This is a genomic window from Cellulomonas carbonis (assembly GCF_014636275.1).
In the GTDB taxonomy this organism is placed as follows: domain Bacteria; phylum Actinomycetota; class Actinomycetes; order Actinomycetales; family Cellulomonadaceae; genus Actinotalea; species Actinotalea carbonis.
The window spans coordinates 67,416-80,036 of the sequence record NZ_BMEB01000002.1 but is presented as its reverse complement, the minus strand read 5'-3'; the positions used below and the strand labels follow the sequence as shown (position 1 = coordinate 80,036).

The following is a 12,621-nucleotide window of genomic DNA, read 5'->3' as shown; positions in this document are numbered from 1 at the left end:
TGGTCGAGGGTGCCGGTGCCGACGGTGCGAGGGAGGGACAGCGGTCCGGGGACCGGTGTGCAGGGGCCGTCACGGGCCGTTTGATCGTACCTTGCCGATCCGTTGGGAACCCGGTGAGGGACGGTCCGGTGACCGGCCTCACGCGGGCCCTCGACTGCCCGATCGGCCCACGCGCCGGGCACGCCGCAGGTGGTGGGGTGGTCCCATGACGTGGTGGCGGCGCCTCCTGGGCGCGGGCGGGGGCAGCGGCGCGGACGCAGGCGACGGCGTGCGGGAGGGTGGCCGGGGCGGCGTCCCGGCCGAGGTCCCGGACCGCCTGGTCGAGGCGGCCCCGCCCGCCGCTCCGTCCGTGGGCGAGGTGTACCCGCTCACGCCCGCGGCCGCCGACGACGTGGCCGCGCTGCTCACGGTCGCCCCCGGCCTGGGGCCCGTGGGCGAGCTCGTCACGACCGGCTCCGGCCGCCGCGTGCTCGCGGTCGAGGCCGACGCGGCGGACCTGCTGCCGCTGTGGCACCGCATGCGCGACCTGCACCCGACGACCGGTCTGTGGCCCGTGCTCATCGGGCCGGACCCCGGGGACATGTTCTCCGCGCTGCCCGGCTCGGGCGACGACCACGACGACGCCGCCGAGCTCGAGCGCGCCGCCGGGCTCACGGTCGACGACGTGTGGGCCGAGCACGGCCCCGACGACGACGACGCGTACGCCGTCGACGCCCGCCCGCCGTCGGCGCTCGAGCCCGAGGACGAGCCGTTCGGCGTCGCGCGGACGCGCGGGATCCTCGCTCTGGTCCCGGGCGCACCCTGGGACGCGCCCGCCGTCCTCGGCTGGAACGGCGGCTGCAACGTCGACGTGACCCCCGCCGAGCACGCCGTCGTCCTGCGCCACTGGCACGAGCGCCACGGCGCCGAGCTCGTGGGCATGGACGCCGACCAGGTCATGGAGCTCCTCGTCGCGCGACCGCCCTCGACGCCGGACGAGGCGCTCGCGGTCGCGCTCGAGCAGTACGCGTACTGCCCGGACTCCGTCGCGCAGGGGACGGGCTCGGTCACCGACCTGGCCCGCACGCACGCGCCCGCGGGGTCGTGGCACCTCTGGTGGGACTGACGCGTCGGGCCTCGGCCCCGGACTGACGCACCGGCGGGCCACGCGGCCACGCGGTCAGCCGATCGGGACCGCCGAGCCGGTCACGCGGACGCGACGGTCGTCCGCGAGGACGTCGACGACGAGGCGGCTCGGTGCACCCATGTCGTGTCCCTGGAGGACGACGACCCGCGACGGCGCGGGCACGAGGCCGAGGTCCCGCAGGTAGCCGCCGAACGCGGCCGCGGCCGAGCCGGTCGCGGGGTCCTCGCTGATCCCCGCCGCGGGCGCGGGGTCACGCGCGTCGAACGTCGTGGCGTCGCGTGCGTGGACGAGGTGCACGGTCGTCCAGCCGCCCGCGCGCATGACCGCCGCGAGCGCGGCCTCGTCCTGGTCGAGGCGGGCGAGACGCTCGCGTGTCGCGGCCGCGAGGACGAGGTGGTCGTTCCCCGCGAACGCCACGTGCGGCGGGAAGCGCGGGTCCAGGTCCGCGGCCGACCACCCGATCGCCGCGAGCGTCGCGGCGACCTGGGCGGGTTCGGCCGGGCGCGTCCGGGTCGGGACGCTCGTGAGGGTCGCGGTCGGCCCGGGGTCGTCCGGACCGGCGGGGGCCGTGGTGACGGGCACCTCGCCCGCGAGCGTCTCGAGCAGGAGGTCGGGGCCGTGCCCGCGCTCGGCGAGCGCGACGCCCGCCGCGACCGTCGCGTGGCCGCAGAACGCGACCTCGGTCGTGGGTGTGAAGTACCGGACGCGGTAGCGCGCGGGACCGATCCGCTCCAGGAACGCCGTCTCCGAGTAGCCGACCTCGGCCGCGACCCGCTGGCGCTCCGCGTCGTCGAGACCGGTCGCGTCGAGGACGACGCCGGCGGGGTTGCCACCTCCCGGTGCGGATCCGTCGGGGAAGGCGGCGAGGCGCAGGACGTCGGTGCTCACCCCGGCATCGTCGCACCGCGGGTGAGGTCGGGATCCGCCGTGGGTCTCGATGGGGCGGGAGGGCGGCGGGCCTGCTCGCGTGCCGACATCCCGTTCTTCGGCGCGGGCCGCGCCCGACTTGAGGGAGTTCGTCCGCTATTCACCCGTTCGGCCGATCGGGCCCGCGACAGGGAGCCGCTGGACGGGCGGAACGGCGCCGCACGTCGTCGTCGCTCCCTGCCCTTGCGCGGGCCGCGGAGCGGGACGAGGGTCGAGGGGTCGAGGGACCCGCCGACGGGTCCCGTCGCCGGGGGGTGACGACGATGCCGGGTGAGGCGTTCGCGGGTGTGCCGGCCGCCGCGGGTCCGCGGCGCTCGCAGGCGCGCGCGGCGACCGAACCGCCCGAGCCGCCCGAGGACGGCTTCGGCCCCTCGGTGCAGCGCCTGCTGCGCCTGCTCCGGACGACCGTCGGCATGAAGATCGCGTGGACGAGCGAGTTCCTCGGCTCGGAGCAGGTGTTCCGGTTCGTCGACGCCGCCCCCGACGCGGGCGCGGGGGTGCCGAGGCCCGGGACGGCGCTGCCGCTGTCCGGCGCGTACTGCTCGCGTGTCATCGACGGGACGATGCCGGCGGCGATCACCGACACCTCGACCGACCCGAGCGCGGTCCTGCTGCCCGTCACGTTCGACATGCACATCGGGTCCTACCTGGGCGTCCCGCTGCGCTCGGCCGACGGCGCCGTCGAGGGGATGCTCTGCGCGGTCTCGCCCTCCAGCTCGCCGTCGCTCAGCGACGCGGACGTGACGTCGGCCCGGCTCATCGCGGACGTGATCGACGACATCCACCGCCGCGAGCTCGCCGCGGTCGCGGCGCGACGACGGCGCGACGCGCTGCGGCGGCTCGTGCGCCGCCTGTGCCGCGGGACGGGCCGTCAGCTCGTCGTCCAGGCGATCGTCGACCTGATGTCCGGCGAGGAGGTCGGCGTCGAGGCGCTGACCCGCTTCGACGACGTCGAGCGGTCGCCGGCGGAGTGGTTCGCGACCGCGCAGAGCCTCGGGCTGGGGACCGCGCTCGAGGTCGCGGCGGCCGCGTCGGCCCTGCGGTCCGTTCCCGCCGACGCGACGCACGCCCTGTCGATCAACCTCTCGCCCGAGGCGATCCTCGACGGCGCGCTCGACGAGCTGCTCGGCGGCCGCGACCACCGCGGCGTGATCGTCGAGGTGACCGAGCACGCGCCGATCGCGTCCTACGAGGCGCTCGAGGACGCGCTGCGGCCGCACCGTGAGCGCGGGGTGCGGATCGCGGTCGACGACGTCGGCGCGGGCTACGCGAGCATGACGCACGTGCTCCGGCTGCGACCGGATCTCGTCAAGATCGACATGTCGCTCGTCCACGGCCTCGACGGGGACCCCGTGCGGCGTGCGCTCGTGTCGGCGATCACCGGGCTCGCCGAGCAGATCGGCGCCGACGTCGTCGCGGAGGGCGTCGAGACGACGGGCGAGCGGGAGGCGCTCGTGGGGCTGGGGGTGCGGCTCGGTCAGGGCTACCTGTTCCAGCGACCCACGCCGGTCCCGACGGCCGCGTGAGGCGCCGGGCTACGGTTGCGCGGTGGACGGCCTGCGCATCATCGCCCTCGTGCTCGCTCTCGCCGCGACGGTCGTCGGCGTCACGACCTTCACGAGCGGGCTCGTGGCGATCGTGCGGACCGTGCGCCGCGGCGGCCCCGCCCCCGGGCGCAGCGACCACCCCGGGCGCCGCACGTGGCTCGTGGTGCGTGAGGTCCTCGGCCACGGCAGGTTCCAGCACCGGCCACTCGTCAAGGTCGCGCACTGGGCGGTGATGGTCAGCTTCCCGGTGCTCTTCCTGACCCTCGTCACCGGGTACGGCCAGCTCGTCGACCCCACGTTCGCCCTGCCGCTCATCGGGACCTTCCCGCCGTTCGAGTGGCTCGTCGAGGTGTTCGCGTGGCTCGGGCTGCTCGGCATCGTCGCGCTCGCCGTCGTGCGGCAGCGCGAGCACCCGCGCCGCGGGAGGCGCGCGGACACCGGGGCGTCGGGACGGCGCGACACGAGCACCGCGGCGTCGGGACGGCGCGACACGAGCACCGCGGCGTCGGGACGGCGCGACTCGGACACCGCGGCGTCGGGTGCCCGGGACGACGGCGCCGCCGCGCCCGGCCCGCGGGCCTCGCGGTTCTTCGGGTCGAACTGGGCGCAGGCGTACTTCGTCGAGGCGATCATCGGCGCGGTCGTCGTCTGCGTGCTCGTCCTGCGCGGGCTCGAGTACGCGCTCGCGGCCCGGCCGCCGGCCGCCGAGGGGTCCGCACCGCTCGTCGTCGTCGACACCGCGGCCCTGTGGTGGCACTTCCCGCTGACGGCGTGGTTCGGGCAGTGGTTCACGGGGCTGCCGACGCCGACGCTCGAGACCGCCGTCGTCGTCGTCGCGCTGCTGAAGATCCTCACGTCGATGCTGTGGATGGTCGTCGTCGGCACGCGGCCCGCGATGGGTGTCTCGTGGCACCGGTTCCTCGCCGTGGTGAACGTGTGGGCGCGGCGTGAGGTCGACGGGTCGCCCGCTCTCGGGCCCGTGCCGCCGGTGCGCGCGGGCGGGAAGGTCGTCGACTTCGCGGACCTCGAGGACCTGCCCGAGGACGCTGTGCTCGGCGTCGGCCGCATCGAGGACTTCACGTGGAAGGGCCTGCTCGACTTCTCGACGTGCACCGAGTGCGGCCGCTGCCAGGACCAGTGCCCCGCGTGGAACACCGGCAAGCCGCTCTCGCCCAAGCTCGTCGTCCTCGCGCTGCGCGACCACGCGTACGCGACGGCGCCGTACCTGCGGGTCGCCGCCAACGCGTCGACCGAGCCCGGCGGGCACACCGCGCAGACCGGCCATGCACCCGTGCCGCTGCTCCAGCGCCCGGCGCCGGCCGACGCGCACGCGGACCTCGACGTGCTGTCCCTGGTCGGCGACGTCGTCGACCCCCAGGCGCTGTGGGACTGCACGACGTGCGGGGCGTGCGTCCAGCAGTGCCCGGTCGACATCGAGCACGTCGACCACATCGTCGACATGCGCCGCAACCAGGTGCTCATGGAGTCGGCGTTCCCCGACGAGCTCGGCCCGATGTTCACCAAGCTCGAGAAGCAGGCCAACCCGTGGGGGCTGCCCGCACGCCAGCGGCTCGCGTGGGCGAAGGACCTCGCGTTCCCCGTGCCCGTGGTGGGGGTCGACGTCGAGGACGCGTCGGAGGTCGAGTACCTGTTCTGGGTCGGCTGCGCGGGCGCCTACGAGGACCGCGCCAAGCGGACCACCCGGGCGGTCGCGGAGCTGCTCCACACCGCCGGCGTCTCCTTCGCGGTGCTCGGCGACGGCGAGCAGTGCACGGGCGACCCGGCGCGCCGCGCGGGCAACGAGATGCTCTTCCAGATGCTCGCGCAGGCCAACGTCGAGGTGCTCACCGAGGTCGGCGCGCAGCGCATCGTCGTGACGTGCGCGCACTGCTTCAACACGATCGCCCGCGAGTACCCGCAGCTCGGCGGCCGGTTCGACGTGGTGCACCACACCGAGCTGCTCGAGCGCCTGGTCGCGGACGGTCGGCTCGTCCCCGTCGAGCGCGACGGTGCCGGGCAGGGTGATGGTGGCGGGGGTGGTGGGAGCGGCGAGGGCACCGTCACGTACCACGACCCCTGCTACCTGGGTCGGCACAACCAGGTCTACGAGCCGCCGCGCGAGCTGCTCGGTGCGCTCCCCGGCGTGCGGCTCGCCGAGATGCCGCGGTCGCGCGAGCGCTCGTTCTGCTGCGGCGGCGGCGGTGCGCGCGTCTGGATGGAGGAGACGACGGGCACCCGGATCGGCACGGACCGCGCCGCCGAGGCGGTCGCGACGGGCGCCCGCACGATCGCGACGGCCTGCCCCTTCTGCACGATCATGCTGAGCGACGGCGTCGCCGCCACGGGCCACGGCCCGGCCGACGGCGACGCCCAGGTCCAGGTGGTCGACGTCGCCCAGCTCCTCCTCGACCGCGTTCGGGGCGACGCCGCCGGCACCTGAGGCGCGCCGCCCGCGCCGCGCTGCACCACCGCGACTGCGGGGAAAGTGCGTGCCGCTCCGCGGCACCGACCTTCCCCACAGCGGACCAGCGGCCGGACCGCGGTCAGTGCGCGGCGAGGCCCGCGACGCCCGAGCGCACCGCCTCGCCGGTCTCCGCGCCCGTCGGGAACGGGACGTCGACGTGCGAGCGCCCGCTGCTGACGCGTGCGACCTCGACGCCCTCGTACCTCTCGGACGGGGCGACGGACACGGCGTCGACGCGCGGCGTCAGGACGACGGTGTGCGAGATCGACCGCACGGGCTTGCGCCCCGTCGTGAACCAGCGACGGCGGTGCAGGAGATGCAGCTCGCCGGGTCCGCCGCCGACGACGCACGCGTGCAGCGTCACCGGACGCATCCAGTCGGCCGCGCCGGCGAGGGTCCCGCCGCGACGCGTGACCGCGGTCCGGCGGTGCATGCCGAGCGGGGCGACGTCCCAGTAGGCCGCGGCGAGGTCGCGCTGCTCGGTGACGAGGTCGACGTCCTGGGGGCCGAGGTCGTCGCGGCCGAGCAGGCGCGCCGACGTGTGGTGCTCGCGGGTGGGGGAGGGCAGCCCGGCGGCGTGGCGGACCTGCTCGCGGAGGACCTGGACGAGTCGCTCGACGACCTCGCGCGAGACCCCGCTGAACCCGAACGCCAGGCCCGCGCCCGTGGCCGGCGTGCCGCGGACCTCGTGCAGCTCGAAGCGCCCGTCGAGCAGGTCGACGCTGCTGCGCACGGCCGTCACGCGGTCGTAGGGGACCGTCGACGTGCGGAAGCCGTCGGACGTGCGGGTCAGGACCGTCAGGTCCACGGCACCCGCGATGACGAGGTGGTCGTACAGGTCCATGTCCGGCGTCGCGTCGCGCCGGTCGATCCTGCGCGGGACCTTGAGGACGAGGTGCTCGGCGCGCGGGTCCGGCAGGTGACGGCGGAACAGGCGCGGGACGTCCTCGGGCTCCTGGACCTCGTCGACCCAGGGTCCGAACGCGTCGAACTCGCGCGAGCGGGCCATACCCCATTGTGCTCCCGCTTCCCGGGGCGCGCAGCCGCTGGGCGCACGTCCGGCGCCGGGATCGGCGTCGTCCTCGGCGAGTCGCGCGACACGCCGAGCGGAACGCCGACCCGGGCGAGCACGGGCACGCCCCGTCGCCGGTCGGTGCGCGGCTAGCGTGGGGGCGTGGCCCATCTCGACCCGGACGCCCCCACGTGGCGCCGCGCCCCCGTCGACCGTGACGGCGTCCGCAACGACGCGCTGCTCGCGGCCGCGCTGTTCGTCGGCGCGCTCCTGAGCTACGCGCTGTGGGACGTCGCGGGGATGTACGACGAGCCCGCGCCGGCGTGGCTCTCGGTGCTCTGCCTCATGGGCGTCACGCTCCCGCTCGCGCTGCGGCGCCGGTACCCGTGCGCCGTCCTGCTGGTGGTCGCCGCGGTGTTCGTCGTCCTCGGCGAGTCCCAGGTCCCCGAGACCCTCGTCGCGAACATCGCGCTGTTCATCGCGCTGTACACCGTCGGGGCGTGGGAGCCGCAGCGGCGCCGCGCGACGGCGGTCCGCGTCGTCGTCGTCGTCGGGATGTTCGTGTGGCTGGTGGTCGCGCTGTTCTCGGCGACGACGGACCCCGACGCGTTCGAGGGGCTGTCGCGCGTCGGGACGTTCTCGCCGCTGGTCGCGTTCCTGCTCATCCAGCTCCTGACGAACGTCGTGTACTTCGCGGCCGCGTACTGGTTCGGCGACCACGCGTGGGCCGCCGCGCGGCAGCGGGCGCGCGTCGAGCTCCGCACGCGCGAGCTCGAGGCCGAGCGCCGTCGCGTCGCCGAGCAGGCCGTGTCCCTCGAGCGGCTGCGCCTCGCGCGCGAGCTGCACGACGCCGTCGCGCACCACGTGTCGCTCATGGGCGTCCAGGCGTCCGCGGCCCGCACGCTGCTCGGCGTCGACCCGGCGCTCGCCGGTGACGCGCTCGAGGTGGTCGAGAGCTCGGCGCGCGAGGCGATCCGCGAGCTCCAGGGCATCCTCGGGACGCTGCGCGAGCACGAGGGCGACGGCGGCGAGGCGCTCGGGTCGCTCGACGTGAGCCGCCTCCCCGCGCTCGTCGCCGAGGCCGAGTCCAACGGCCTGCCGACGACGTTCCAGGTGGTGGGGGAGCCGAGGCCGCTGCCGCCGCTCGTGTCGCTCAACCTGTACCGCATCGTGCAGGAGGCCCTGACGAACACCCGCAAGCACGCAGGCCGCGGCGCGCGCGCCGACGTGCGGCTGCGCTACCTCGACGGCGCGGTCGAGGTCGAGGTCGCCGACGACGGCGTGGGGCCGCGGCGCGGCGTGGTCCCCGAGGGCGGCTTCGGGCTGGTGGGGATGCGTGAGCGCGTGAGCGCCGACGGCGGCACGCTGCACGCCGGCCCGCGCAGCCGCGGCGGGTTCCTCGTGCGCGCGACCGTGCCCCTCCACCTCGAGGCGGAGCCACCGACGACGACCCGGAGCCAGGAGCACGCCGATGCCTGAACCCGTCCGCGTCCTGCTCGTGGACGACCAGGCGCTCCTGCGCGCCGGGATCCGCACGATCCTCGACGCCCAGCCCGGGGTGAGCGTGGTCGGTGAGGCGTCCGACGGTCGCCAGGCCGTCGCCGAGGCCGCACGGCTCCACCCGGACGTCGTCTGCATGGACGTGCAGATGCCTGACATGGACGGCCTCGAGGCCACGCGGCGCATCGTCGCGGACCCGTCCATCCGGGCGGCCGTGCTCATGCTGACCACGTTCAACCGGGACGACTACCTGCTCGAGGCGCTGCGGGCCGGGGCGAGCGGGTTCCTGCTCAAGAACTCGCGCCCCGAGCAGCTCGTCGACGCCGTGCGGTCGGTCGCGGCGGGCGACGGGCTCCTCGCGCCCGAGGTCACGCGCGCGGTGATCGAGCGTGCGCTCGGCGCCCGCGCCGAGGCCGTGGCCACCGACGGCGGGCGCCCAGCCGCCGTCGCGATGCTCACCGACCGCGAGGTCGAGGTGCTCGGGCTCGTCGCCCGGGGTCTCACGAACGACGAGATCGCCGCCGAGCTGGTCCTCGGCCGAGCGACGGTCAAGACCCACGTCTCGAACGTCCTGATGAAGCTCGGCCTGCGCGACCGCGTCCAGGCCGTCGTCTTCGCGTACGAGCACGGCGTCGTCCACGCGGGCTGACCGTCCACGCGGGCCGTCCACGCGGTCCGGCCGGCCGCCCTCCGCCCGCGGGTGGACCGCGAGGTTCCGCCCCCGGCCTGAGGTCCGCGCGCCGCGCGCTGCCTAGCGTGGAGGCGAGCCGGACCGTTCGGTCCTCGGCGTGCGGGACAGGAGGCGGACATGCTCGTGGTGGACGGGATCAGGCGGTCGTTCGGCGACCGGCTCGTGCTGGACGACGTCGGGTTCACCGTGGAGCGGGGGCGGCTCACGGGCTTCGTCGGCGGCAACGGAGCGGGCAAGACGACGACGATGCGCATCATCCTCGGCGTCCTCTCGGCCGACGCGGGGACCGTGACGCTCGACGGCACTCGGCTCGGTCCCGACCAGCGGCGCCTCTTCGGCTACATGCCCGAGGAGCGCGGCCTCTACCCGAAGATGAAGGTCGCCGAGCAGATCGCGTACCTCGCACGCCTGCACGGCGTGGACCGCACGACGGCGACCGAGCGGGCCCACGCGCTGCTCGAGCGCCTCGGCCTGGGTGCGCGTGCCGACGAGCCGCTCGAGAACCTCTCGCTCGGCAACCAGCAGCGCGCGCAGATCGCGGCCGCGCTCGTGCACGAGCCCGAGGTGCTCGTGCTCGACGAGCCGTTCTCGGGCCTCGACCCGCTCGCGGTCGACGTCGTCGTCGGCGTGCTCGCGGAGTACGCGGCGGGCGGCGCGCCGGTGCTCTTCTCGTCGCACCAGCTCGACGTGGTCGAGCGGCTGTGCGACGACCTCGTCATCATCGCCGACGGGCGCATCCGCGCGGCCGGCCCGCGCGAGCAGCTCCGCGCCGCGCACAGCGAGCCCCGCTGGGAGATCGACTCCGCGGGCGACGTCGGGTGGCTGCGTGGGGTCCCGGGCGTCGAGGTCCTCGACTTCGACGGCGGCTGGGCGGTCTTCACCACGGCCGACGACGCCGTCGCGCAGGGCGTCCTGCGGCGCGCGCTCGACAGCGCGCCCGTCGCGTCGTTCGCCCCGGTGCGGTCGACGCTCGCCGAGATCTTCCGTGAGGTCGTGGCCGACCGCACCCCCGAGGAGGCAGTCCGATGAGCACCACGCACGACGTCGACGCCCGCACCGGCGGCGCCCCGACCGGTACGACGGCTCCGGCCCGAGGTCCGGCCGAGCCGGGTGGGCGCGTGCCGCGGCCCGGGCACGGCGAGCGGCCGCCCGCCCCAGGGACGGTCCGGGCGGCGCTGCTCGTCGCCGAGCGCGAGGTCATGGCGCAGGTCCGGTCGAAGTCCTTCCTCATCTCGACCGCGGTGCTGCTGGGCGCGGTGCTCGTCTCGATCGTCCTCGGCAGCGTGCTGGGCGGCCGCGTCGACGCCGAGCGCGTCGCCGTCGTCGGCTCGGCCGCGTCGGTCGTCGAGGACCAGGAGGGCCTGGAGCCGGTCGAGGTCGCGGACGAGGCCGCCGCGATCGCCCTCGTCGAGTCCGGCGAGGTGAGCGCCGCGGTGCTGCCCGCCGACGACGACGACGCGGGCGCCGCGGTGCGGATCGTCGCCCTGAGCGAGAACCCCAGCGGCCTGGTCATGGCCCTCGCGGAGCAGCCCGAGGTCGAGCTGCTCGAGCCGCCGAGGGCAGACGAGGCCGTCCGGTACCTCGTCTCGTTCGGGTTCGGGCTCGTGTTCCTCATCTCGGCGACCGGCTTCGGCTCGACGATCGCGCAGAACACCGTGCAGGAGAAGCAGAGCCGCGTCGTCGAGCTGCTGCTCGCGACGGTGTCCGCGCGCGCGCTGCTCGCGGGGAAGATCCTCGGCAACAGCGTCCTCGCGTTCACGCAGACGGCGGCGATCGCGGCGGTCGCGGTCGCGGCGCTCGCGGTGACCGGTCAGGACGAGGTGCTCGGCATGGTCGGCGCGCCGCTCGTGTGGTTCGTGCTGTTCTTCCTCGTCGGGTTCGTGCTGCTCGCGTCGATCTACGCGGCGAGCGCGTCGCTCGTGTCCCGCATGGAGGACGTCGGCACGGTCCTGAGCCCCGTGATGATGCTGACGATGGCGCCGTACTTCCTCGTCGTCTTCTTCAACGACAACCCGACCGTGCTGACGATCATGTCCTACGTCCCGTTCAGCGCACCGGTCGGGATGCCCGTGCGGCTGTTCCTGGGCGAGGCGGCGTGGTGGGAGCCGCTCGTGTCGCTCGTCGTGCTCGGCGTGACCACGGTCGGCGTCATCCTGCTCGGCGCGACGATCTACGACCGGTCGCTCCTGCGCACGGGTCCGCGCGTCCGCCTGCGGGAGGCGCTCGGCCGCTGACCGGGTGGGTCGTGGGCGGCGTGGTCGTCGGTGGGGTCGTCGTCGGCTCCGGGGTCAGAGGTCCTCGGGGTCGACGACGAAGCCCATCTCGTCGGTGATCTCGCCGCCCACGGCTACGTGGACGAGGCGCGCGACGGCGACGACGAGCTCGCCGGCGCGCGCCCTCGCGACCCGGTGCTCGGGGCCGGGTCGCTCGGCGTTGTGCTCCTCGAGGTCGGCGGGCTCCCACCGCACGCGGTAGGCGACGGCGCCCTGGCTCGCCCACGGCACCGCGGCGATGACGGGCGGCAGCGTCGTCTCGCCGCCGACCTCGACCGCGAGCATCCCGTCCACACCGAGGTCGGCGAGGCACCCGTAGGCGTTCATCGGCGGCGGCGCCGTGAGGGTCGCGATGTCGTGGTCGTCGGCCGCGGCGTGCAGGCGGCGACGCAGCTCGTCGTCGAGGTCCTCGGCGCCGCGGGCCGGGCGCTCGCCGATCCCGGCCGGTGGCCCGGCCCACGCGGTACCGGGCAGGTTGAGCTCGGCGCGGGGGACGGCACGCCGCACCACCGACAGCGCCGCGTCCGGCTCGAGCCAGATGTCCGTCCAGACCGTGAGGTCGACGGCCGCGGCGGGGTCGGGGACCAGCAGCGCGCCCGGGCTGCCGCCTGTCGCGGCGACCCGCACGGCGCCGCCGAGGCGACGCGCGGCCGCGACGAGCCACCCGACGCTGCGCTCCTCGTCGCGCACAGGCAGCCCGTTGGCGAACGCGCGCGCGAGGCCGTCGCGGTCGCCGGTGCCGGGCCACGGCGCGTCGCCGCGCTCGACGGGCGCGTGCAGCACGTACGCGAGCGCGGCCGACGTCGGGATGCCCAGCGCCGACGCCGTCCCGGGGTCGATCGTGAAGGGACCGACGAGCGTGCTGTGGCGCGAGAGGCGCAGCACCCCCGGGTCCGGGTGCTGCCCCCGACCGCGGGGCCGCGCCGTCGTCGGCGGGGTCTCCCACGTGGCGCGCGGGAAGCGGCTCGTCGCGAGGACCTCGACCTCGTCGTGCCCCACGTCCGCGGGCAGCAGGAGCAGGTGGTGCTGGAGCGCGGCGTCGTCGTCGGCCGCGAGCGCGGGCAGGGCCATGGGAAGAGGC

Annotated in this window: 10 protein-coding genes; 7 read left to right on the top strand and 3 right to left on the bottom strand. The window is 75.6% G+C overall.

The window, feature by feature from the left end; all coding sequences use genetic code 11:
- Nucleotides 1–205 precede the first annotated feature (205 nt).
- Entirely contained in the window at nt 206–1,105 is a 900-nt protein-coding gene (locus tag IEV86_RS05720; RefSeq protein ID WP_229734513.1) for a DUF4253 domain-containing protein, read from the top strand.
- 54 nt (nt 1,106–1,159) lie between these two features.
- On the opposite strand, the gene IEV86_RS05715 is transcribed toward IEV86_RS05720, so the two are convergent.
- Nucleotides 1,160–2,014: a PhzF family phenazine biosynthesis protein gene (locus IEV86_RS05715; protein WP_202595159.1), complete on the bottom strand. Its 855-nt coding sequence runs from the start codon at nt 2,012–2,014 to the stop codon at nt 1,160–1,162.
- 302 nt (nt 2,015–2,316) lie between these two features.
- Between IEV86_RS05715 and IEV86_RS05710 the strand changes: the two genes are divergently transcribed.
- Both IEV86_RS05710 and IEV86_RS05705 read left to right on the top strand, forming a co-directional pair.
- Nucleotides 2,317–3,579, top strand: a complete 1,263-nt coding sequence (locus IEV86_RS05710; RefSeq protein ID WP_161784043.1) for a sensor domain-containing phosphodiesterase — start codon at nt 2,317–2,319, stop codon at nt 3,577–3,579.
- Between the two features lie 22 nt (nt 3,580–3,601).
- Entirely contained in the window at nt 3,602–6,040 is a 2,439-nt protein-coding gene (locus IEV86_RS05705) for a (Fe-S)-binding protein (RefSeq protein ID WP_043605884.1), read from the top strand.
- Between the two features lie 103 nt (nt 6,041–6,143).
- Here IEV86_RS05705 and IEV86_RS05700 read toward each other — a convergent pair whose 3' ends face one another.
- On the bottom strand, nt 6,144–7,073 hold the full coding sequence (locus IEV86_RS05700; RefSeq protein ID WP_052426163.1) for a hypothetical protein: 930 nt from the start codon (nt 7,071–7,073) through the stop codon (nt 6,144–6,146).
- A 165-nt stretch (nt 7,074–7,238) separates the two neighbouring features.
- Here IEV86_RS05700 and IEV86_RS05695 point away from each other — a divergent pair, with 165 nt between their 5' ends.
- The 4 genes from IEV86_RS05695 (at nt 7,239) to IEV86_RS05680 (ending at nt 11,501) form a co-directional block, all read left to right on the top strand.
- Complete coding sequence (locus IEV86_RS05695; RefSeq protein WP_052426164.1) at nt 7,239–8,555, top strand: sensor histidine kinase; 1,317 nt, start codon at nt 7,239–7,241, stop codon at nt 8,553–8,555.
- Nucleotides 8,548–9,225: a response regulator gene (locus tag IEV86_RS05690; RefSeq protein ID WP_043605885.1), complete on the top strand. Its 678-nt coding sequence runs from the start codon at nt 8,548–8,550 to the stop codon at nt 9,223–9,225. Before IEV86_RS05695 ends, IEV86_RS05690 begins: the two co-directional genes overlap by 8 nt.
- 159 nt (nt 9,226–9,384) lie before the next feature.
- The gene (locus tag IEV86_RS05685) at nt 9,385–10,296 is read left to right on the top strand and encodes an ABC transporter ATP-binding protein (protein ID WP_043605887.1); all 912 of its coding nucleotides are present in this window, start codon (nt 9,385–9,387) and stop codon (nt 10,294–10,296) included.
- Nucleotides 10,293–11,501 (top strand): ABC transporter permease, encoded by a 1,209-nt coding sequence (locus IEV86_RS05680; protein ID WP_081978695.1) that lies wholly within the window; start codon nt 10,293–10,295, stop codon nt 11,499–11,501. The genes IEV86_RS05685 and IEV86_RS05680 overlap by 4 nt, the downstream gene beginning before the upstream one ends.
- A 54-nt stretch (nt 11,502–11,555) precedes the next feature.
- Here the strand turns inward: IEV86_RS05680 and IEV86_RS05675 are convergent, their stop codons facing one another.
- Nucleotides 11,556–12,611, bottom strand: a complete 1,056-nt coding sequence (locus tag IEV86_RS05675; protein WP_043605889.1) for a hypothetical protein — start codon at nt 12,609–12,611, stop codon at nt 11,556–11,558.
- Nucleotides 12,612–12,621: the final 10 nt, after the last annotated feature.

Excerpts from the sequence above, each read along its gene's own strand:
- IEV86_RS05720 (WP_229734513.1), top strand. The coding sequence starts at position 206 with ATGACGTGGTGGCGGCGCCTCCTGGGCGCGGGCGGGGGCAGCGGCGCG.
- IEV86_RS05710 (WP_161784043.1), top strand. The coding sequence starts at position 2,317 with ATGCCGGGTGAGGCGTTCGCGGGTGTGCCGGCCGCCGCGGGTCCGCGG.
- IEV86_RS05700 (WP_052426163.1), bottom strand. The coding sequence starts at position 7,073 with ATGGCCCGCTCGCGCGAGTTCGACGCGTTCGGACCCTGGGTCGACGAG.
- IEV86_RS05690 (WP_043605885.1), top strand. The coding sequence starts at position 8,548 with ATGCCTGAACCCGTCCGCGTCCTGCTCGTGGACGACCAGGCGCTCCTG.
- IEV86_RS05685 (WP_043605887.1), top strand. The coding sequence starts at position 9,385 with ATGCTCGTGGTGGACGGGATCAGGCGGTCGTTCGGCGACCGGCTCGTG.
- IEV86_RS05680 (WP_081978695.1), top strand. The coding sequence starts at position 10,293 with ATGAGCACCACGCACGACGTCGACGCCCGCACCGGCGGCGCCCCGACC.
- IEV86_RS05675 (WP_043605889.1), bottom strand. The coding sequence starts at position 12,611 with ATGGCCCTGCCCGCGCTCGCGGCCGACGACGACGCCGCGCTCCAGCAC.